The sequence below is a fragment of the Sphingopyxis sp. 550B genome, assembly GCF_057401805.1.
In genome coordinates, this window is the sequence record NZ_CM171610.1 from 2,342,749 (window position 1) to 2,364,253 (window position 21,505).

At 68.6% G+C, this 21,505-nt stretch carries 19 protein-coding genes; 14 read left to right on the forward strand and 5 right to left on the reverse strand.

What is annotated here, in order from left to right:
- Positions 1-16: 16 nt before the first annotated feature.
- Positions 17-760, forward strand: coding sequence for an oxygen-dependent tRNA uridine(34) hydroxylase TrhO (gene trhO / locus AC2S9W_RS10940; RefSeq protein ID WP_486570811.1), 744 nt, complete (start codon positions 17-19; stop codon positions 758-760).
- Between the two features lie 221 nt (positions 761-981).
- On the opposite strand, the gene AC2S9W_RS10945 is transcribed toward trhO, so the two are convergent.
- On the reverse strand, positions 982-1,608 hold the full coding sequence (locus tag AC2S9W_RS10945; protein WP_212597432.1) for a class I SAM-dependent methyltransferase: 627 nt from the start codon (positions 1,606-1,608) through the stop codon (positions 982-984).
- A 130-nt stretch (positions 1,609-1,738) separates the two neighbouring features.
- Here AC2S9W_RS10945 and trxB point away from each other — a divergent pair, with 130 nt between their 5' ends.
- A complete protein-coding gene (gene trxB / locus AC2S9W_RS10950) occupies positions 1,739-2,704 on the forward strand; it encodes a thioredoxin-disulfide reductase (RefSeq protein WP_067184538.1) in 966 nt (321 codons plus the stop codon).
- 258 nt (positions 2,705-2,962) lie between these two features.
- Here trxB and AC2S9W_RS10955 read toward each other — a convergent pair whose 3' ends face one another.
- Genes AC2S9W_RS10955 through AC2S9W_RS10970 form a run of 4 tightly spaced genes read right to left on the reverse strand, consistent with a single transcriptional unit; the run spans position 2,963 to position 5,699 of the window.
- Positions 2,963-3,754 carry a hydrolase 1, exosortase A system-associated gene (locus tag AC2S9W_RS10955; RefSeq protein WP_486570812.1) on the reverse strand — a complete coding sequence of 264 codons (792 nt, stop codon included), beginning with the start codon at positions 3,752-3,754 and terminating at the stop codon, positions 2,963-2,965.
- Complete coding sequence (locus tag AC2S9W_RS10960; protein WP_212597429.1) at positions 3,739-4,413, reverse strand: alpha/beta hydrolase family protein; 675 nt, start codon at positions 4,411-4,413, stop codon at positions 3,739-3,741. The genes AC2S9W_RS10955 and AC2S9W_RS10960 overlap by 16 nt, the downstream gene beginning before the upstream one ends.
- Before the next feature lie 15 nt (positions 4,414-4,428).
- Positions 4,429-4,692 carry an acyl carrier protein gene (locus tag AC2S9W_RS10965; protein WP_234002610.1) on the reverse strand — a complete coding sequence of 88 codons (264 nt, stop codon included), beginning with the start codon at positions 4,690-4,692 and terminating at the stop codon, positions 4,429-4,431.
- Positions 4,693-4,703: 11 nt separating this feature from the next.
- Positions 4,704-5,699, reverse strand: coding sequence for a GNAT family N-acetyltransferase (locus AC2S9W_RS10970; protein WP_486570813.1), 996 nt, complete (start codon positions 5,697-5,699; stop codon positions 4,704-4,706).
- Between the two features lie 35 nt (positions 5,700-5,734).
- Between AC2S9W_RS10970 and AC2S9W_RS10975 the strand changes: the two genes are divergently transcribed.
- The 12 genes from AC2S9W_RS10975 to AC2S9W_RS11030 all read left to right on the forward strand — a co-directional run bounded on the left by AC2S9W_RS10975 (position 5,735) and on the right by AC2S9W_RS11030 (position 21,494).
- Complete coding sequence (locus AC2S9W_RS10975) at positions 5,735-7,267, forward strand: acyl-CoA ligase (AMP-forming), exosortase A system-associated (RefSeq protein WP_067184529.1); 1,533 nt, start codon at positions 5,735-5,737, stop codon at positions 7,265-7,267.
- Entirely contained in the window at positions 7,264-8,493 is a 1,230-nt protein-coding gene (locus AC2S9W_RS10980; protein WP_212597427.1) for a pyridoxal-dependent decarboxylase, exosortase A system-associated, read from the forward strand. The genes AC2S9W_RS10975 and AC2S9W_RS10980 overlap by 4 nt, the downstream gene beginning before the upstream one ends.
- A 182-nt stretch (positions 8,494-8,675) precedes the next feature.
- Positions 8,676-9,329 carry an XrtA/PEP-CTERM system exopolysaccharide export protein gene (locus AC2S9W_RS10985; protein ID WP_067111617.1) on the forward strand — a complete coding sequence of 218 codons (654 nt, stop codon included), beginning with the start codon at positions 8,676-8,678 and terminating at the stop codon, positions 9,327-9,329.
- Positions 9,330-9,377: 48 nt separating this feature from the next.
- Positions 9,378-10,919 (forward strand): XrtA system polysaccharide chain length determinant, encoded by a 1,542-nt coding sequence (locus AC2S9W_RS10990; RefSeq protein ID WP_067111588.1) that lies wholly within the window; start codon positions 9,378-9,380, stop codon positions 10,917-10,919.
- Between the two features lie 14 nt (positions 10,920-10,933).
- The gene (locus AC2S9W_RS10995) at positions 10,934-11,962 is read left to right on the forward strand and encodes a P-loop NTPase (RefSeq protein ID WP_067111585.1); all 1,029 of its coding nucleotides are present in this window, start codon (positions 10,934-10,936) and stop codon (positions 11,960-11,962) included.
- On the forward strand, positions 11,959-13,653 hold the full coding sequence (locus AC2S9W_RS11000) for a porin family protein (protein WP_212597426.1): 1,695 nt from the start codon (positions 11,959-11,961) through the stop codon (positions 13,651-13,653). Before AC2S9W_RS10995 ends, AC2S9W_RS11000 begins: the two co-directional genes overlap by 4 nt.
- Positions 13,654-13,676: 23 nt before the next feature.
- A complete protein-coding gene (locus AC2S9W_RS11005) occupies positions 13,677-14,822 on the forward strand; it encodes an XrtA/PEP-CTERM system-associated ATPase (RefSeq protein WP_212597425.1) in 1,146 nt (381 codons plus the stop codon).
- A gap of 44 nt (positions 14,823-14,866) precedes the next feature.
- The gene (locus AC2S9W_RS11010) at positions 14,867-15,727 is read left to right on the forward strand and encodes an XrtA system polysaccharide deacetylase (RefSeq protein WP_212597424.1); all 861 of its coding nucleotides are present in this window, start codon (positions 14,867-14,869) and stop codon (positions 15,725-15,727) included.
- Complete coding sequence (locus AC2S9W_RS11015) at positions 15,724-16,794, forward strand: FemAB family XrtA/PEP-CTERM system-associated protein (protein ID WP_212597423.1); 1,071 nt, start codon at positions 15,724-15,726, stop codon at positions 16,792-16,794. The genes AC2S9W_RS11010 and AC2S9W_RS11015 overlap by 4 nt, the downstream gene beginning before the upstream one ends.
- A 109-nt stretch (positions 16,795-16,903) precedes the next feature.
- On the forward strand, positions 16,904-18,112 hold the full coding sequence (locus AC2S9W_RS11020; RefSeq protein ID WP_212597422.1) for a TIGR03087 family PEP-CTERM/XrtA system glycosyltransferase: 1,209 nt from the start codon (positions 16,904-16,906) through the stop codon (positions 18,110-18,112).
- Positions 18,109-19,587: an exosortase A gene (xrtA, locus tag AC2S9W_RS11025; RefSeq protein WP_212597421.1), complete on the forward strand. Its 1,479-nt coding sequence runs from the start codon at positions 18,109-18,111 to the stop codon at positions 19,585-19,587. Before AC2S9W_RS11020 ends, xrtA begins: the two co-directional genes overlap by 4 nt.
- A gap of 11 nt (positions 19,588-19,598) precedes the next feature.
- A complete protein-coding gene (locus AC2S9W_RS11030; protein ID WP_212597420.1) occupies positions 19,599-21,494 on the forward strand; it encodes an XrtA/PEP-CTERM system amidotransferase in 1,896 nt (631 codons plus the stop codon).
- The last annotated feature ends 11 nt before the right edge of the window (positions 21,495-21,505 follow it).

The following is a 21,505-nucleotide window of genomic DNA, read 5'->3' on the forward strand; positions in this document are numbered from 1 at the left end:
GCTATGGGCGTCGGCCATGAGCTTCACCGTCGCCGCCCTCTATCGCTTCGCGCCGTTCGACGATCCCGCCGCGTTGCGCCAGCCCTTGCTGGAGCTTTGCGCCGCCAATCGGGTCATGGGCACGCTGCTGCTGGCGCGCGAAGGCATCAACGGGACGATCGCGGGCAGCGAAACCGGTATCGCCGCGGTCGTCGCGCATATCCGCGCGCTTCCCGGCTGCGCGGGCCTCGACGTCAAATATTCCACTGCGGCGGCGATGCCCTTCGGGCGCCTCAAGGTCCGGCTGAAAAAGGAAATCGTGACGATGAAGGTGCCGGGAATCGACCCGGCGCGCGAGGTCGGCGCCTATGTCGACCCCGCCGACTGGAACGCGCTGGTCGACGATCCCGACACGGTGCTGATCGACACGCGCAACGATTTCGAGGTCGGCTACGGCAGTTTCGACGGCGCGATCAACCCGCGTACCCGCAGCTTCGGCAATTTTCCCGACTGGTGGCGCGCCAATGCCGATCGCTTCGCGGGAAAGCGCGTCGCGATGTTCTGCACCGGCGGCATCCGCTGCGAGAAATCGACCGCCTTCCTGAAGCGCGAGGGCGTCGCCGATGTCGTCCATCTGAAGGGCGGCATCCTCGCCTATCTCGAACAGGTGCCCGAGGCGGAGAGCCGCTGGCAGGGCGGCTGCTTCGTCTTCGACGAACGCGTGAGCATCGGCCATGGTCTGGTCGAGATGGGGGAGAAGGAAGGCCACGAACTTCGCTGAATCCTACCTGCGTCATGCTGAACTTGTTTCAGCATTCACGGCCCGGTCTCACGGTAAACGCCGCGTCAATCGAGGCTTGGTCCCCGGCGAAAGCCGGGGTCCAGACAGGGGCGGCACTACGCCATATGGACCCCGGCTTTCGCCGGGGAACAGCTACCTGCCGAAAAGCGACGATTACCGAATAACTTCCGCATGACGAACAAGGCGCGCCGATCCTCGACTCAGCCAACCGCACGCGCCGCGCCATATTCGATCCAGCCGAAAGGGCGCGGGGTCTTGGGCATATAGTGCGCGGCCTGCCGATCGACCGCAAAGCCCGCCTTGGCATAGGCGCCGGAAATCGGCCGCGTCAGGTGGCAATTGCCGCCGACGCGCTTCCACACCGGCTCGATCCGCCGCTGCCATTTCGCGACCCCCGCGTCGGGTGCGCCGCCATGTTCGAGGAATAGCGCGGTGCCACCGGGTTTCAGAACCCGGCGAATCTCCGCCAGCACCGCCGCCTGATCGGCGACCGAGCACAGGGTGAAGGTGGTGACCACCGTGTCGAAGCGTCCGCTGTCGAAGGGCATCGCCTCGCCGACCCCGCCCGCGATCGTTGCCTCGATCCCGCGCTCCTGCGCCGCGGCGCGGCTCATCGCGAGCAGTTCGGGCGACGGGTCGAGGCCCGTGAAGCTGGAGACCCGGCTCCAGTCATAGAATTCCATGTTGATACCGCCACCGCAGCCGAGTTCCAGCACGTCGCCCGACGCGTTTGGAACGACCTTGCTGCGCGCCTTCATGATCTGACCCTGCGAACAGGCGCAGCGGATCAGGCGCGGTACGGCGTGACGGTCCCACCAGCTAGCCATTGTCTCTCTCTCCCCTTGGCGCGCAGCCTGTCCCTTGCTAGCGCGCTTGGCAACACCCATCTCGACCGGGCAGTTCGATTGTCGAAGAGACGGTCGAAACGCTCATCGATCACGCAGCAACAGGACGATCATGCCCACCACTCACCACACCAAGATGCTCATCCTCGGTTCGGGTCCGGCGGGCCTGTCGGCCGCCATCTATGCCGCGCGTGCCGGGATGCAGCCGATCGTGGTCCAGGGGCTCCAGCCCGGCGGCCAGTTGACCATCACCACCGACGTCGAAAATTATCCCGGTTTCGCCGAGGTGATTCAGGGCCCCTGGCTGATGGAACAGATGACCGCGCAGGCGGTCCATGTCGGGACCAGCATGATCTGGGACACGATCGTCGACGTCGACCTGTCGCAACGCCCCTTCCGGCTCATCGGTGACGGCGGCGACGTCTATGTCGCCGAAACGCTGGTGATCGCGACCGGCGCGCAGGCGAAATGGCTGGGAGTTCCCGGCGAGCAGGAACTGGGCGGCAAGGGCGTGTCGGCCTGCGCGACGTGCGACGGCTTCTTCTATCGCGGCAAGAAAGTGGTGGTGATCGGCGGCGGCAATACCGCGGTCGAGGAAGCGCTCTACCTCACCAACCACAGCGACGACGTGACGCTGATCCACCGTCGCGATTCGCTGCGCGCCGAAAAAATCCTGCAGGATCGGCTGTTCGCCAATCCGAAGATCAAGGTCATCTGGAACAAGAAGGTCGATCGCTTCGTCGCGGGCGAAGGCGCCGCGGGACTGGTCGGCGTCGACCTGATCGACACCGTCACGGGCGAGGCGAGGCACGAGCCCACCGACGGCGGCTTCGTCGCGATCGGGCACAAGCCATCGACCGAATTGTTCGTCGGCAAGCTGCCGCTCGACGACGACGGTTATCTGCAGGTGACGCCCGGCACCTCGCTGACCGCCGTTCCCGGCGTCTTCGCGGCGGGCGACGTGACCGACAAGGTCTACCGCCAGGCGGTGACCGCGGCGGGCATGGGCTGCATGGCCGCCCTCGACGCCGAACGCTTCCTTGCCGAGGCGGAGTATCGCGCCACGGTGGATGCGTAAACGGAGCCCGAACGGAGAGGCTTCGGTCAAAGCTGACATTCAGATTTCGTCGTCACCCTGGACTTGTTTGGCGTTTATACCTTGAGACAGGGACGCTGGTGATCCCCGGCGAAAGCCGGGGTCCATGCGAGGCAGGCGCACATAGCTGGACCCCGGCTTTCGCCGGGGAACGGTTACCTGTCGACGCTGGCCATGGACGCTGAAACGAGTTCAGCATGACGAGTTTGGAAGGGGCGGTTCCCTATCCGAAACCGGAAGTCAGCCCAGTCTTTCCAATATCCGGGTCGCCAGCCAGTCGCCATCCGCACCCGCAAAACTGTGCGACGCGCTGTCGAGCCGTTCGACCGCCAGCGCGCCCGGCTTGCAATTCTCCGCAAACGCCTGTGCCGTCCGGTCGCCCGTAGCGAGCAGGATCGTGGCGGGGCAGGGAAGCTCTGCCATCGCCTTGTCGAGCCGCGCGGCAAGGCTGTCGGGAGCCGTTTCCGGCTTCCTCCGGCCGAGCGCCGACAGTCCGCGCGCCAGCTTGCGAAGATCGACCTCGCCCTTCACCAGCCTGAGCAGGCTTTTGGGGTCTTTCAGCCGCGACAGATAGCGCGTCCGGATCGCCGCCGCCGGCGGCAGCGCCGGTTCGGCTTCCTCGTCACCGTCGGCATCCTCATAGCTCCACGGGTTGGCGAGGATCAGCGCGTCGAGCGGCAGCGGCTGATGGAGCAGCAGTGCGCTCGCCGCGTCGCAATTGCCGAAGGCGACGATCCGCGCGACCTGCGGCGCGGCGGTGCGAAAGGTGGCGATGGCGGCGGCGATGTCGGGGGCGCTCGACTCGAACCCGCCGTTCTCGCCCTCGCTGTCGCCGATGCCGCGGCGGTCGAAGCGAAAGACCGGATAACCGGCTTCGGCAATCCGCCGCGCGAGTATCGCCATGCCGCGATGCGCGCCGCTGCGGATTTCGTTGCCGCCCGACACGATCAGCAGCCCGCTCGTTCCCGGCGCGTCGTCGAGCGTCGCGGCGAGCGCCGCACCCTCGCAGGCGAAACTCAGTTGATGCCGCATGCCACCCCCCAGGCCGCAATGTCGGTCGCGATCGCGTTCGCCATCGCGGCGTCCTCGCCCGGCTCGGCGCGCAGCCACAATGGCGTGCCCGGCAGCGCGCCGTCGCCGCTGCCGAGCGGGAGGCTGCGCAACGGCGCGACCGCCTGGACCTCGGCGCCGCCAAGCTGGGCGATCATCGCGGGTGACAGTAGATTCCCCGCGAGGAGCAATGGGGTATTGCGCGCTTCGGCTTGCAGGCTTTCGAGCGACGAAGAAGCTCCGGCCTCGCGGTCGGCGCTGACGCGCGCGCGCAGCAGCGTGCGGAGCAGTGACGCGCCGGCGACCGGGGCCAGCCGCCAATGGGCCGCGGCCTTGGCGCGATGGTCGATCAGGCAGCCGCCGCGCAGCGATGCGACGATCAGCGGGCCGTCGATTCGCTCTGCGACCGCGGCCAGCGCTTCGATCCAGCGCGCCAGATCGACCTCGACGAGCGGGGTCAGGCTTTCATTCTGTCCGGGCAGGTCGGGCAGCAGCGCGGCGAATCCGTCAGCCGCCAGCGCGCGCATCGTCAGCACCAGCGTGCGGCGCGTGCGGTTCGCTTCCTCGAATAGCGGCGGGACGAACAGGACGGTCGCGCGCGGCGTTCCGGCGGGGTCTATGCGCAGCCGATGACCGTCCATGCGCCCCCGCCTATCCTATGAACCTCGAACCTTGCGCTCGGCAAAGGCGAGCAGGTGGCCATAGGTTTCGAATATCTCGCCGTCGATCTCGTCGTCGTCGATCAGGATGCCGAGGCGATCTTCCATCTCGGTGAGGACGGTCGCGACCGCCATCGAATCGAATTCGGGCAGTTCGCCGAACAGGCCGCTGTCGGCGGTTAGCGCGGCGGCGCGCTCTTCGCCCAGGCCGAGGATGTCGGCGAGCAGGGCGCGAAGTTGGGTGTCGACGGGTTCGGTCACGATCCTGATCCTCATTCGCGCCCGAGGACCGAACGCGCAAAAGCCTTGAGTCCCGGTCCCCATGCCGCGATGCGCGCCGGATTGAAAGCCTCGATATGCCACAGCGGTTCGTGCCGGTTCATCCAGTCGCGCTTGTAGGCGTCGTTGCCGGTGCCGAAATCGACCCGGCACACGCGGTCGACCTCGATGACATGGCGGAACAGCGCCGCGGACAGCAGCGTCCCCGGCGACGCTTTCAGGCTGTCCTCGACATGCGCGAGCTTGTGGATGAAGGCGGTGCCGTCCTCGACGGTCCAATATTGCGCGGCGACCGGTGCGCCCTCGATGCGCGCGAGTCCCATGCGAAAGGTACCGCGCGCGCTTTCGGCCTCGGCAAAGGCGCGCAGCAGCCCGGGGTCGCCTTCCTCCGGCTTCCAGCTCGCGGCGTATATGGCTTCATAGGCCGCCCAGGCGTCGGCGTCGAAGGCGGTGAACAGTTCGATGCCGACCACGCCCTTCTTCGCCTTGCGCCGGACGGTGCTGCGCAGCGCGCCGGGGCGGCTCTCCCACCAGCCGTCATGATCGAGACCCGACAGGTCGAGCCAGTGCCGGTCGCCTTTCGGACTGGCCTTCACCCACCAGCCCGCCGAGCGCAACGCGGAGGCGACGGCCATCTGTTCGGTATCGGGAACGGGGTAGAGGGTCAGCCGCACGGCGCGCCGGCGCAGCGCCGCGAACAGGTCCGCGAGCGCCGCCGGGCGGTCGCCATCGCCGGTGTAGAGCGGCCGGATCGCGAAGCTGTACCAGTTGGCGAGCCCGGCATAATGGCCCGGTCGTTCGATGCGCAGGGGCAGGAGGGCGTGCGTGTCGACGGCCGTGCCGCGCGCGTCATGGCGTCCCGCGCCGGCAAAGCCATGCGCCGTGAGCAGATCGAACCACTCTTCGCGGTCGAAGGGCGAGGCGAAGCCAGCGCCCCGCGCCGGGGGGCGTTTCGCATCATTAGCGGGATGTTCACCGTTCCCTTGCATGGTCGCGCGCTCTATCACCCGTCTCCTAACAGCCGATGACCAAGATCGAAAATCCTCCGTCGCATCCGATCGACCATCTTGCGCTGCGCGGCGTTCCCGACGCGCCCGCGCTGCTGATCGGCGAGCGCGTCCTGTCCTTCGCCGACTTCGATGCCGGGGTCGGGCGGCTGGCCGCCTGGCTGCGCGAGCGCGCGGGCGGTCCGGGCGAGCGCGTCGCCAGCTGGGGCGCGAAGACGCGGGCGATCTGCCTGATGCCGCTCGCCGCGGCGCGCGCCGGGCTGATCCATGTGCCCGTCAACCCGCTGCTCAAGGGACCGCAGGTCGCGCATATACTGGCCGACAGCGGTGCGACACTGCTCGTCACCAACGCGCCGCGCGCCGACATGCTCGGCGACGGCCGGCCGGCGGATTGCGCGTTCGAGGATCTGAAGGCCGCCGAAACGGCGATCGATTCGGACGGGCCGGCGCTGCCGCCCTCGCGGGCCGGAACGGACGAACTGGCCGCGATCCTCTACACCAGCGGATCGACCGGACGTCCCAAGGGCGTGATGCTGAGCCACGCCAACCTGTGGCTGGGGGCAGAGAGCGTCGCCTCCTATCTGAAGATCGCGCCCGACGACCGCGTGCTCGCGGTGCTGCCGCTCAGCTTCGACTATGGCCAGAACCAGCTTCTTTCGACCTGGTACGCGGGCGGGGCGGTCGCGCCGCTCGACTATCTGACCCCGCGCGACGTGGTGAAGGCCGTGGCGCGATACCGCGCAACGACGCTGGCGGGGGTGCCGCCGCTGTGGGTGCAACTCGTCGAAAGCGACTGGCCCGCCGATACTGCCGCCCTGCTGCGCCGCCTGACCAACAGCGGCGGCGCGCTGACCCCGACGCTCATCGATGCGATGCGCGCCACCTTTCCGAATGCCGCCATCTACCCGATGTACGGACTGACCGAGGCGTTCCGGTCGACCTGGCTCGACCCGGCGCTCGTGGCGTCGCATCCGACCTCGATGGGCCGTGCGATCCCCCATGCCGAAATCCTGGTGTGCCGCCCTGACGGCAGCGTGACCGACGACGACGAGCCGGGCGAACTGGTGCATTGCGGACCGCTCGTCGCGCAGGGTTACTGGCACGACGCCGAACGCACCGCAGAGCGTTTTCGCCCCGCACCGCCGGCCTCGCGCCATGGCGGCATCGCGGTCTGGTCGGGTGACACGGTGCGCCGCGATGCCGAGGGCCTGCTGACCTTCGTCGGCCGCGACGATGCGATGATCAAGACCGCGGGCAACCGCGTCAGCCCCACCGAGGTCGAGGATGCGGCCGTCGCCTCCGGCCTTGTTTACGAAGCCGTCGCCTTCGGCATCCCCGATGCGCGGCTCGGCGCGGCGATCGTGCTGATCGTGCGCGGCAGGGGGGGGGATGCGGATCGTGACGGGCTGGCGGCGTGGCTGCGCCAGACGCTGCCCAACTTCATGCAGCCGCAGACGATCGAGTGGCGCGACACCCTGCCGCGCAATCCCAACGGCAAGCTCGACCGCGTCGCGATCGCTGCGGACTGGACGCGGCAGGTGGCGGCATGAAGCCGCACGGCCCGATTCCGCCCGGCTTCGCCGCCGACGCCGACGGCATGCTGCTGATCGGGGGCGCGCGCGCGGACCGGCTTGCCGATGCTGCGGGCGACACGCCGCTGTTCGTCTATGTCGGCGCGCTGCTGGCGGCGCGGATCGCCGAATGGCGCGCCGCATTTCCCGAAACGGTGCAGCTTCACTATGCCATGAAGGCGAACCCCTATCCGCCATTGCTCGCCTTCATGGCGGAGCGGGTCGACGGGTTCGACGTCGCCTCGGGCGGCGAATTGCGGGCCGCGCTGGCGAGCGGCATGGCGGCCGAACACATCAGCTTTGCCGGACCCGGCAAGCGCGACCGCGAACTGGAAGCGGCGATCGCGGCGGGCGCGACGCTCAACCTCGAATCGATTGGCGAGGCGAACCGCGCGCTCGCCGTCGCCGCGCGGCTCGGCATCACGCCGCGGCTGGCGGTGCGGGTCAATCCCGACTTCGACCTCAAGGGATCGGGGATGAAGATGGGCGGCGGCGCCAAGCCGTTCGGCGTCGATGCGGCGGAGGTCCCGGCGCTGGTGCGGCGGCTGATCGACGCCGGTGCCGATTGGCGGGGTTTCCACATTTTCGCCGGATCGCAGGCGCTGGACGCCGCCGCCATCGCGGAGACGCAGGGGCAGACGGTGGCGCTCGCGGCGCGGCTGGCGAACGACGTCGGTGCGCCGCCGCCGCTCGTCAACATCGGCGGCGGTATGGGCGTGCCCTATTTTCCTGGCGATACCGCGGTGGATGCTGTGGCGGTCGGCGCCGCACTCGCCGATACGCTGGCGGCGCGCGATCCGGTGCTGGCGACCAGCCGCTTCGCGATGGAACTTGGCCGCTGGCTCGTCGCCGAAGCCGGCGTCTACCTGACGCGGATCGTCGATCGCAAGGTCAGCCACGGCGAAACCTTCCTCGTCACCGATGGCGGACTCCACCATCAACTGGCGGCAAGCGGCAATTTCGGCACCGTGATCCGGCGCAACTATCCGATCGCGCTTGCCAACCGCTTCGGCGGCGAGCCGGCCGAGACGGTGTCGGTAGTGGGCTGTCTGTGCACGCCGCTCGATCGGCTGGGCGATCAGGTTGCGCTACCCGCGGCACAAGTCGGCGATCTTGTTGCGCTTTTTCAGGCGGGCGCCTATGGCGCCACGGCGAGCCCGGCAGCTTTTCTCGGCCAGGGACCGGCGCGCGAAATGCTCGTCTAGACGGCGATTTCTGTTCCGAACAGGGACAGTTTGCGACAAGCGCGGCGCGAACCTACCCCAATACTAACGGTATGTTCACCCTTTTCGAGCATGGCTGACCCTGACGCAATGGATGTCATTGCGGGTTCCGGCGCGTTTCCGGGCCCGCGAGGGCGCCCGGCTATGCGAAAGGTGATATGAACATGCGATCCTTCCCCTCGCTCCGCGCCGCCCGCGCCGCGCTGGTTTCCGGCATCGCCGCGACCGCGCTGACCGGCTGCATGAGCGCCGGAACCGCGCCGCAATTGCCGAGCGCCAATTTCGTCGCGAACCAGGAAGGGCCGGGCGAGGAATATATCATCGGGCCGCTCGACGAACTGCAGATTTTCGTGTGGCGCAATCCGGAACTCGGCGGCAAGGTCCAGGTGCGTCCCGACGGGCGGATCACGACGCCGCTGATCACCGACATGCCCGCGGTCGGCAAGACGCCGACGATGCTTCAGCAGGACATCAAGCTGGCGCTCGGCCAATATATCACCGACCCGATCGTCAGCGTCATCGTCACCAGCTTCAACAGCACCTTCTCGCAGCAGGTGCGCATCGTCGGCGCGACGGAGAAGCCGGCGTCGATTCCCTATCGCGCCAACATGACCGTGCTCGACGCGATGATCGCCGTCGGCGGTCTCGGCGAATATGCCGCGGGCAACAAGGCGCGGCTCGTGCGCTACGATAAGGGAAGCGGCAAGCAGCACGAATATGCTCTGCGCCTCAACGATCTGATCAAGCGCGGCGACATCAAGGCCAATGTGAAGCTTCAGCCGGGCGACGTCATCATCATTCCCGAAAGCATGTTCTGACATGGACGGCCGACCCTGCCCCGCGATCCGAAGGACTGAACCCCGGCGATGAATGGTCTATATGACGAACTGCGGTTGGCGCTGCACAGCGTCTGGACACGCCGGTGGCTGGTGCTGGGCGTCGCCTGGGGTATCTGCATCCTCGGCTGGCTCGCGATCGCCTCGATCCCGAATCGCTACGATTCGCGGGCGCGCCTGCTCGTCGACATCAACCAGATCCTGCCCGACGATACGACCGCCGGTTTCGGCGGCCGTCAGCGGATCGATCAGATTCGCGAGACGCTGACCAGCGCGCGCAACCTCGAAAAGGTCGCGGTGACGACGGGCTTGCTGCCCGTCGGCGCGGGCGAGCGCGAGCGGGCCGGGGCGGTCGGCATGTTGCAGAAGAGCATCAAGATCGTTCCGCAACAGGATAATATCTTTGAGATCACGTCGAGCGTCGCCGTCGGCAGCCTGTCGGATGCCGACAATGCCAAGCTGGCTTCGGGGGTACTCGACAGCCTGATAACCGTTTTCCGTGATGACCAGTTGCGCGGCGGGCGCATGAACGCGCGCGAGGGGCTGAAATTCCTCGATTCGCAGATCGCCGACCGGGAAAAGGCGCTGCGCGAGGTCGAGGGTCGGCGCGCGGCCTTCGAGGCGCAGAACATCGGGCTGATTCCCGCCGGCGCCGGCTCGCCCGCGCAGCGCGTCGAAGCGGCGCGCGCCGAACTTGGTCAGATCGACACGCAGCTCGTTGCCGCGCAGGCTGCGCTTGCCGCGACCAACGGCCAGCTCGCCTCGACCCCGGCGACGATCAACGTGCCGGGTCTCGGTGCCACCGGCGGCGGCGTCGCGCGCCAGCAGTTGGCGGGCGCGCAGGCCGAACTGTCGGCGATGCGCGCGCGCGGGCTGACCGATGCGCACCCCGACGTCGTCGCGCTCAAGAGCCAGATCGCCTCGCTGAAGGCGCAGGCGGATCGCGAAGGCAGCGGCGGAAGCGCCGGCAACGCGCAGAACCCGGCTTATGGTTCGCTCGCCGCCATGCGTGCCGAGCGGCAGGCCACCGTCAGCGCGCTGAGCGCGCGCAAGGCGCAACTGACCGCCGATATCGCCAGGATCACGTCGCAGCAGATCCAGAATCCCGGCATCGCGGCGGAATATGACCGGATCAACGGCGAGTATACCGCGCTCAAGGCACAATATGACAAGCTGCTCGGGCAGCGCGAGCAGGTGCGCCTCCGCGGCGACGTGCAGACGGAAACCGACGCGATCCGCGTCGAGCTGCTCGATCCGCCGACCAAGCCGACCAGCCCCGCCGCGCCCAATCGCCCGCTGTTCCTGACCGGCGTCCTGCTCGCGGGTCTTGCCGGCGGCATCGGCGTGGCCTTTGGCCTCGCGCAGGTCCGCACCAGCTACGCGACGGCGGGCAAGCTCGAACGCGCAAGCGGACTGCCGGTGATCGGCTCGATCACCGAGGTGGTGACGCCCGAACGGCATGTCGAACGACGCAAGCGATTGATGTGGCTCGCGGGCGGGGCGGGCGCGCTCGTCGGCCTCTACGCCCTGCTGCTCGTCGCCGAGTTCGTCCAGCGCGGCATGGTCGCGTGAGCGGGGAGAAGGACATGAACGACCAACGCCCCGTCAAGCGCCCGCCGTCGCTGCTCGAACGCGCCGCCGACATGTTCGGCCTCGACCCCGCGGCGAACGCGCCGACGATCGACGTATCGAAGCTGCCGCCCGAGCCCGAGAAGAAGAAGGCGAAGGCCCGGCCGGCGCCCGCCGCCGAAACGCCGCAGGCGGAGGCATTGCCTCCCGAAGCCGTGGTCGAGGCCGCCCCCGCGATCGATCCCGCGCCGGCGAAACCTTCGCCGCGCAAGGAGGTCGCCAAGGCCGCGCCCGCCGTCGTGCCGACGCGCCAGGGGACGATTGACCGCGAGCGGCTTGCCGCGCGCGGCATGATCGTGCCCGGCGCGCCCGTCACCGGGATCGCCGAGGAATATCGTATCGTGAAGCGCGAGTTGATCCGCAACTTCGCGGGAACGGCGAACCGCCCGGTCGTGCCGCGCGGCCACCGCGTGCTGATCGCTTCGGCCAATCCGGGCGAGGGCAAGACCTTCTCCGCGGTCAATCTCGCGCTCAGCCTCGCGGTCGAGGCCGATCATGACGTGCTGCTCGTCGATGCCGACATCGCGAAGCCGAGCGTGCTCGAAACGCTGGGGCTGGAGGATGGGCCGGGCCTGATGGACGCGCTCGCCGATCCGCATCTGACGCTCGGCGATTGCCTGATCCAGACCGACATTCCGGGGCTGAAGGTCATGCCTGCCGGAACGCAGCATACGCACGATACCGAACTGCTCGCCTCCGCGCGCACAGAGGCGCTGATCGCCCAGCTCGAAGCGGGTGCGCCGGGGCGCATCATCATCTTCGATTCGCCGCCGGTGCTGGCGGCATCGCCGGCCGCGGTGCTCGCCGGCCATGTGGGGCAGCTCATCATGGTCGTGCGCGCCGACGAAACGCTCGAATCGGCACTGCGCGACGCGATCGGACTGATGGGCGCCTGCCCGCACGTCCAGTTGCTGCTCAACGGCGTCAAATATTCACCGGGCGGTCGCCGCTTCGGCACCTATTACGGACAGGGAGGCGCGTCATGATGCGCACAACCAGCTTGCGCCGCGTGGGCGCGATCGCAGCGCTGCTGCTCGCCGGCACCGCGACCGGCGCGCACGCGCAATTTTCGGGCGATGGCGGTCCGGGGGCGGACGAAGCCCCCGCTGCCCCTTCCGCAGCCGGCGCGGGTTCGCGGTCGCGCGGACAGAAGAAGATCGACGTGTCGCCCTATCTCGAAATCGGGCAGGTGCTGACCGCCGAGCTCAAGGGCGGCGGCGACGTGCTGACCTACACGACCGTTGCGGCCGGGGTCGACGCCGCGATCGTCACCCGCCGCGCCGAGCTGGCGGCAACGCTGCGCTACGAGCATCAGTTCGCCGAATCGCGCGGCTACAGCGATCAGGATATCATCAGCGGTCTCGCGCGTGGGCGGCTCGAACTCGTGCGCGGCCTCAACCTCGAAGGCGGCGCGCTTGCGACGCGAACGCGTGCCGACGGGCAGGGCGCCGACAACGGCATCTTCAACGGCCGCGCCACGAACGTCGCAAACCTCTATTCATTCTACGCCGGCCCGACACTGGTCCAGCGCGTCGGCGATCTCGACATCGGGGCGGGCTATCGCTTCGGTTACACCAAGGTCGACGTCGAAGCGCCCGCGCTGCTGCCTGGCGGCGTTGCGCGGCAGAATGTCTTCGACAGCTCGACGAACCATGCGGCGTGGGCCAGCATCGGCCAGCGGCCAGGCGATCTGCCCTTCGGCTGGCAGCTGTCGGGCGGCTACGAACGCGAGGATGCAAGCCAGCTCGACCAACGCTTCGAAGGCAAATATGCGCGCGCCGACATCACCGTCCCGATCAGCCCGACCGTCGCATTGCTTGGCGGTGTCGGCTATGAGGACATCGAGATCGGCCAGCGCGACCCCGTGCTCGACACGAACGGCATTCCGGTTCTCGACGCCAACGGCCGCTACGTCACCGACAAATCGAGCCCGCGCCAGCTTTCCTTCGACACCGACGGGCTGATCTGGGACGCAGGCGTCATGTGGCAGCCGAGCCGCCGCACCTCGCTGACCGCGCGCGTTGGCCGCCGTTATGGCGATACCATCTATACCGGCAGCTTCACCTATCGTCCCGATCACGCGACGCTGGTGCAGGTCGGCCTCTATGACGGCCTTTCCAGCTTCGGACGCGGCCTGTCGGGCGGGCTTGCCGCGCTCCCGACCCAGTTCGACCCGTCGCGCAACCCGGTCGGTGGCGACATCAATCCCTGTGTCTTCGGCCAGCAAAGCGCGGGATGCCTCAATCCGCAGCTCGGCAGCGCAACGGCGTTCCAGTTCCGCAGCCGCGGCGTTCAGGCGATGTACTCGTCGCGCTACGGACGTTGGACCTATGGCGTCGGTGTCGGCTATGACCAGCGACGCTTGCTGGCACCGGCGCTGTCGGCGATCGCCGATTTCGACGGCGTGAAGGATGAAAGCTATTATCTCTTCCTGTCGGCGGGCCGCGAACTCGGCACCGATGCAAGCCTCAGCCTTGCGGGTTACGTCAACTATTTCGACAATGGCGCGCCGGGGGCCGGCGATGTGCGGTCGGCGGGGGTTTCGGCGGCTTATTCGCGTAGATTCTGGCGTGGGTTGACGGGAACCGCGGCGGCGGCGCTGAATGCCTTCGACCAGGACGGCTTCAACAGCCAGCTTATCGGTTCGGCGCTCGTCGGCCTGCGCTATAACTTCTGATCCAGACTCCCGGGGATAGAGCGATGTACGATCAATTTTACGGCTTCAGCGGGCGTCCGTTCCAGCTCACGCCCGACCCGGCCTTCTATTTCGAGAGCGGCACGCACCGCAAGGCGATGTCGTACCTCGGCTATGGTCTGGCGCAGGGCGAGGGGTTCATCGTCATCACCGGCGACGTCGGCGCGGGCAAGACGACGCTGGTCGGCCACCTGATGAACACGATCGACGCCAACCGGCTGACCGCGGTCAAGCTGGTGTCGACGCAGGTCGAGGGCGACGACCTGCTGCGCCTGGTCGCCGAGCAGTTCGGCCTCGAATGGGAAGGGCAGAGCAAGGCCGAACTGATCCGCGCGATGGAACAATATCTGCGCGAGCAGGCGCGCGCGGGCCGCCGCACGCTGCTGATCGTCGACGAAGGCCAGAATCTCGCCATCTCCGCGCTCGAAGAGCTGCGGATGCTGTCGAACTTCCAGCTCGGCGGGCATTCGCTGCTCCAGATTTTCCTGCTCGGCCAGCCCGAGTTCCGCCAGACGCTGTTCCATTCGCCGACGCTCGAACAGTTGCGCCAGCGCGTGATCGCGACGCACCACCTCGACCCGATGGAGCCCGAGGAGGTCGAGCCCTATATCCTGCACCGGCTGGGCAAGGTCGGCTGGACGGGCAACCCGGGCTTCAGCCCCGAGGCGTTCGAGCTGATCTTCGATTATAGCGGCGGCGTGCCGCGCAAGCTGAACGTGCTGGTCAGCCGCCTGCTGCTGTTCGGCGCGGTCGAGGAACTGAACCGGATTTCGGGGCATCATGTCCGCAGCGTGATCGCCGAGATCGAGGCCGACCGCGGCATCGACGAAGCGACGCTGGCGCCGGCGCCGGTCGAGGAGGTCGTGGAACTTGCCGCCGCGATGGCGCCCGTCGCCGCGCCCGCGGCGCCGACGGAATGGCCGCCGGCCGCGCCCGACGCGGCGCCCTTTGCCGCACCGGTCGCCGCCGATCCGCCGGCGGTCGATCCCGAGCAGCTTGCCGCCCTGCGCGAGCAGATCGCGCGGCTCGAGGCGCGCGTCTGCGAACAGGACGACGCGCTGCGCCGGGTGCTTGACCTGCTGATCGAATGGGTCGAGCGCGATCCCGAGAACGCGCCCAATCCGGCGCGGTCGCAGGTCTGGGCGGCATGACGCAGCCACGATTCCCGGCTATGGGTTTCATGAGGTGAAGAACGATGCGGAACGGCCTGTCGGTCGATGTCGAGGACTGGTTCCAGGTCGGCGCCTTTGAGCGCACGATCGACCGCGCCGACTGGCCGACGCTCGAATGCCGGGTCGAGGCGAATTGCGACGCGGTGCTCCAGATGTTCGCCGAAGCCGGCGTCCACGGCACCTTCTTCACGCTGGGCTGGGTCGCCGAGCGCTACCCGGCGTTGATCCGGCGGATCGTCGCGGCGGGACACGAACTGGCGAGCCACGGCTACGACCACAAGCGCGTCTTTCAGATGAGCGCCGACGACTTCGCCGCCGACCTGAAGACAGCGCGCGCGATCCTCGAGGACCTGGGCGGCGTCGCGGTGCGCGGCTATCGCGCGCCGAGCTTTTCGATCGACGCGCGCACGCCGTGGGCCCACTCGATCCTCGCCGAACAGGGCTATGCCTATTCGAGCAGCGTCGCGCCGGTCGTCCACGATCATTATGGCTGGCCGCAAAGTCCGCGCCACGCATGGCGGCCGGTCGCGGACAGCGACCTTGTCGAATGGCCGGTGACGACGGCGCGCGCCTTCGGCCGCACGCTCGCGGCGGGCGGCGGCGGCTTCATGCGCCTGCTGCCCTATGGCTTCACGCGCTGGGCGATCCGGCGGATGAATGCCGAGGAACATCCGGCCATCCTGTATTTTCACCCGTGGGAGATCGACCCCGGCCAGCCGCGCGTGACCGACGCGCCGCTGAAATCGAAGATACGGCATTACAGCGGCTTGTCGGCCATGGCTGGCAAGCTGAAGCAACTGCTCGCCGATTTCGAATGGACGCGGGCCGATGCGCTGCTTCCCGCGCAGCAGGACCGCGCGCGGCCGTGGCGCGCCGCGGCATGAACGCCCCCACCCATCCAGCCGCAGCGCCGGGCGTTTCGGCCGCGCCGCTCGGCGAAGCGACGGCGTGGGACGCCTATGTCGCGGCGCATCCCGCCGCGACGCCTTTCCACAGTCGCATGTGGTGCGAGGCGGTGACCGCGGCGACGGGGCATCGGTGCCATCTGGTCGCGGCGCGCGACGCGACAGGGGCGCTGACCGGCATCCTGCCGCTTCATCATGTCCGATCGGCGCTGTTCGGCCAAGCGCTCGCCGCGACCGGCTTTGCCGTCGATGGCGGGATATTGGCGGACGATGACGCCGTCGCGGCGACGCTGGCAGACGGGGCGACCGATGTCGCGCGGTCGCTGGGCGTGCCTTCGGTCGAATTGCGCGGCGGCGTGCTGCCCATGGCGGAGAGATGGACGCGCGAGGATGGCGTCTACGCCGGTTTCGCGCGCGATCTGGCGGCCGACGATGCCGCAGAACTGCTCGCCATACCGCGCAAGCAGCGCGCCGAGGTGCGCAAGGCGCTCGAAAGCGGCCTGACGGTGACGACGGGCCGGGACGAAGCCGAACGGCGCGACCATTATCGCGTCTATGCGACGAGCGTGCGCAATCTGGGGACGCCGGTCTTTCCGAAGCAGCTGTTCGATGCGGCGCTCGATGCGTTCGGCGACGATGCCGACATATTGACCGTGCGCGAGGATGGCCGCGCAGTGGCGAGCGTGCTCAGCCTCTACTGGCGCGGCGCGGTGATGCCCTATTGGGGCGGTGGGCTGGCCGAGGCGCGGGCGCTGCGCGCGAACGAGCTGATGTATTATGCGCTGATGCGGCACGCGCGCGCAAAGGGCTGCACGCGCTTCGATTTCGGCCGATCGAAAGTCGGCACCGGGCCGTTCGCCTACAAGAAGAACTGGGGGTTCGAGCCGCGACCGCTCGTCTATGCGCGCTGGCTGGCGCCGGGCGAGACGCCGCGCGACACCAATCCCACCAGCGCGAAATACCGTTTGCAGGTCGATCTGTGGAAGAAAATGCCGCTGTGGGCCGCCAACCGCATCGGCCCGCTGATCGCGCGGGGGTTGGGATAGGATGGCCGCGATCTACGGAATTTCGTCATTGCGAGCGAAGCGAAGCAATCCAGAGCGGCGTACGCGACTCTGGATTGCTTCGCTTCGCTCGCAATGACGATGATCGTCGATGGCTGAGATCCTGTTCCTGGTGCATCGCGCGCCGTGGCCGCCCGATCGCGGCGACCGGATCAGAAGCTGGCACATGTTCGAGGCACTGGCGAAATGGGCGCCGGTGCATGTTGCCGCGCTCGCCGACAATGCGGCGGATGCAGCGGTGGCGCGTAAGAAAATGACCGCGCTTTGCAAGAGTTTGGCAATCGAGGTTCGCAAGGTGTCGCGACCGGTGGCGCTGGCGCAGGCCGTGCTGCGCGGCGAGCCGGTGTCGAACCGGCTGTTCCGCAGCAGTGCGCTTGCCGCGCATGTGCGCGGGCTTCTGGCGAGCGGCCGGGTCACGCATATCGTCGGCTTTTCGGGCCAGATGGCGCAGTATCTGCCCGCACGGTTCGACGGTCCGGTGATCATGGATTTCGTCGATGTCGATTCGGCCAAATTCGCCACCTATGCACAGCAGGACGCGCGCCAGCCGCTTCACTGGGTTCATGCGCGCGAAGCGCGGGTGCTCGGCGCCTATGAAGCCAAGGTCGCGCGCAGCGCCGATGCCAGCCTGTTCGTCAGCGAGGCGGAGGCGGCGCTGTTCCGCCGGCAAAGCGAGGTCGATGCCGACAAGGTGCACGCGGTCGAGAACGGTATCGACACCGATCGCTTCGACCCCGCGCTGCCGCTGGCCGAAGTCGCGGCGGGAGAGAGGCCGCTTGCCGTGTTCACGGGCCAGATGGATTATCGCCCCAATGTCGATGCGGTAAGCTGGTTCGCGACCGATATCCTGCCGCTGATCCGGCGGCGGCATCCGCAGGCGCGTTTCGCGATCGTCGGCCGGGCGCCGACCGACGCGGTGCGCGCGCTCGAAGGCCAGCCCGGTGTCACCGTCACCGGTGAGGTGCCCGACGTGCGGCCGTGGCTGGCCGCCGCCGACGCCGTGGTCGCGCCGCTGCTGCTGGCGCGCGGGGTGCAGAACAAGCTGCTCGAGGCGATGGCGATGGCGCGGCCGGTCGTCGCCAGCGCCGCCGCCGCGACGGGGATCGACGCGGTTCCCGGCGATCAGTTGCTGGTCGCCGACGATGCGGGGGCGATGGCCGGCGCGGTCGTCCGCCTGTTCGACGATCCGCAAGCGGCCGCGGCGATGGGCGCCGCCGCGCGCGCGCGGATGATCGCGCGCTATGGCTGGGACGCGCGGCTGGCCCCGCTCGGCCATCTGCTGGGACTGACGACGCGATGACGGTGTGGCGGAGACAACTGGCCGCGCTGGCATTACTGGCGGGGGCGATCCTCGCGCTTTTCGCGCGCGACCTGGCCGATCTGGTCGGCATCTGGTGGCATAGTTCCACCTTCACCCATTGCCTGCTGATGGTGCCGATGATCGGCTGGCTGGTGGCGCAGCGTTGGCCGCAACTGAAGACGCTGACGCCGGCCTTCTGGTGGCCGGCGGTCGGCTGGCTCGCGGGCGCGGCATGCGTCTGGCTGGTCGGCGAGGCGGCGGGGGTGGCGCTGCTGCGACAGTTCGGCCTTGTGCTGATGCTGCAGGGAGCGGTCGGCGCGACGCTCGGCGAAAAAGTGGTTCGCGCGCTGCTCTTTCCGCTCGGCTATGCGCTGCTCCTCGTGCCGTTCGGCGAGGAACTGGTGCCGCTGCTCCAGACGCTCACCGCGCATATCAGCGTCGCGCTGCTGCATCTGTCGGGGCTCGAAGCGCATATGGAGGGCGTGTTCATCACGACGCGCGCCGGTTTCTTCGAGGTGGCCGAAGCCTGTTCGGGGGTCAATTTCCTGATCGCGATGCTCGCCTATGCGGTGTTCGCGGCGCATCTTTGCTTCCGAAGCTGGCCGCGGCGCGTCCTGTTCGTCGCTATCGCGCTGGCCGCGACGGTTCTCGCCAACGCGCTGCGCGCCTGGGGCACGATGGTCGCCGCCGAAATCTGGGGAATCGAGCGCGCGGCGGGGATCGACCATATCTTCTATGGCTGGATCTTCTTCGGTCTGGTGATTCTGGCGGTGATGCTGGGCGCGCGCCGCTGGTTCGACCGCCCGGCCGGCGATGCGGCGGTCGACGTCTCGCGGCTCGGCGGGCCTGTGCGCTATCGCGGCGACGGCCGGGCCATCCTGCCGGTCGCGCTGGCGATCCCGTTGCTGTTCATCGGCTGGGCGGCGCTGGTCGGCGGGCGTTCGGCGCCGCTGCCGGCGACGATGCCGGTCGAAACGCCCGCCGGCTGGCATGCTGCTGCGGCGCAGGGCCTGCGCTGGGGGCCGCGTTTCGACGGCGCCGACCAGCGCCTGCTGCGCCATTTCGCCGATGCGAAGGGGCGCCGCGTTGCGGTCGCGATCGGCGGTTACGAGCGGCAGGCCGAGGGGCGCGAGGTCGTCGCTTTCGGGCAGGGGGCAGTCGATCCCGCCGGCAAATGGGCGTGGAGCGCGGCGCTTGCCCCGGTGGACGGCGGCCGGACCGAACGGCTGCTCCACCCCGGCCCGGTGCTCCGCGACGCCGCGACCTGGTATGTCGTCGACGGGCGCGCGACCGGCAGCGCGCGCGCGGCGAAGCTGGCCGGGCTGCGGGCGCGGCTGCTCGGCGGCGACCCGCGCGCGCTGTCGCTGATCGTGTCGAGCGAGGCGGGGCAGGGCGGGCGCGCTGCGATCGCCGATTTCCTTTCCGCGTCGGGCGGAGCGCAGGCGATGGCTGACCGCGCCCTCGAAAACCGCTAAGGCCCTGATCCATGTGTGGGATCGCGGGCATCTATCATCTCGAAACGGCGAAGCCCGTCGACCCGGCGCGCGTGCGCGCGATGCTGCACCCGATGGCGCATCGCGGCCCCGACGGATCGGGCGACTGGACCGCGCCGGGGGTCGGGCTCGGCCACCTGCGCCTGTCGATCATCGACATCGCGGGTAGCCCGCAGCCGATGGCGAGCGACGACGAGGCGGTGACGCTCACCTATAATGGCGAAATCTATAATTTCCGCGCGCTGCGCGCCGAACTGGAGGATCGCGGCCATCGGTTCCGCACCAGCGGCGATACCGAGGTCATCATCGCCGCGTGGCGGCAATGGGGCCCTGATTGCCTGTCGCGACTCAACGGCATGTTCGCCTTTGCGATCCACGATCATGTGCGCGGCTGCCTGTTCCTCGCGCGCGACCGGCTGGGCGTGAAGCCGCTGCATTATGCGCGCCTGTCCGACGGTTCGATCGCCTTTGCGTCCGAGCTCAAGGGGTTGCTCCGCCACCCGCTGCTGCGCTGCGAGGCGAAGCTGACCGCGGTCGAGGATTATCTCGCTCTCGGCTATGTTCCCGACGACAGTTGCATCGTCGCGGGGGTCGAGAAACTGCCCGCCGGCCATTATCTGATGCTCGAACGCGGCAAGGCCGTTCCCGCGCCCTCCTGCTGGTGGTCGCCCGATTTTTCGAACCGCATCCGCGCCAGCGAAGGCGAGGCGGCCGAGCATCTCGTCCACCTGATGCGCGCCGCCGTCACCGACCGGATGGTCGCCGACGTGCCGCTGGGCGCGTTCCTGTCGGGCGGGGTCGACAGCAGCGCGGTCGTCGCGCTGATGGCGGAGGCGAGCGCGCGGGCGGTCCGGACCTGCACCATCGGTTTCGACCAGGCGGCGCTCGACGAGACCGCCTATGCGCAGCAGATCGCCGAGCGGTTCGCCACCGACCATCGCGCGCGTACCGTCGCGGCCGCCGACTTTGCGCTGGTCGATCGCATCGCCGACATGTTCGACGAACCCTTCGCCGATGCGAGCGCGCTTCCCACCTACCGCGTGTGCGAACTGGCGCGCGAGGAGGTGACGGTCGCGCTGTCGGGCGACGGCGCGGACGAGGCGTTCGCGGGCTATCGCCGGCTGGTGTTCCAGCATCAGGAGGAACGGCTGCGCGCGATGATCCCGGCGGTGCTGCGGCGCAACCTGCTGGGTCCGCTCGCGCGCGTCTGGCCGCAGATGGACTGGGCGCCGCGCCCGCTGCGTGCCCGCGCGACGCTCGCCGGCCTGTCGAAAGGCGGGGCCGAAGCCTATGCCGAGGCGGTCGGCGTCACCGGCCCCGACCAGCGCGCGCGCCTGTTCAACGACGCCGCGAAACGCGCGCTCGGCGATCATGTCGCCGAGGCGCGCTATTGGAAAGCGATGGCCGAGGCGCCGGCGCGCGAGCGGCTCGACCGCGCGCAATATGCCGATCTGAAGATCTGGCTGCCCGGCGACATCCTGACCAAGACCGACCGGATGAGCATGGCGGTCGGCCTGGAGGCGCGCGAGCCGCTGCTCGACTATCGCCTCGTCGAATTCGCCGCGGCGCTGCCCGCCGCGATGCGCGTCAAGGGCGGAACGGGCAAGGCGATCCTCAAGCAGGCGATGGAGCGCTATCTGCCGCACGACATCCTCTATCGGCCGAAGATGGGGTTCGTGACGCCGGTGTCGCACTGGTTCCGCGGGGCGCTCGCCGATCAGGCGCGCGCGCTCGCGACCTCGTCGACGCTGGCGCGGTCGGGCTGGTTCGACATGGCGGAAATCGAGCGCATCGTCGCCGCGCACCAGGCGGGCCGCCGCGATCACGGCCGGCTGATCTGGCAGTTCTTCATGCTCGAGAAGTCGCTGGCGAAGCTGTTCGGATTGTGACGGCTGAAGAT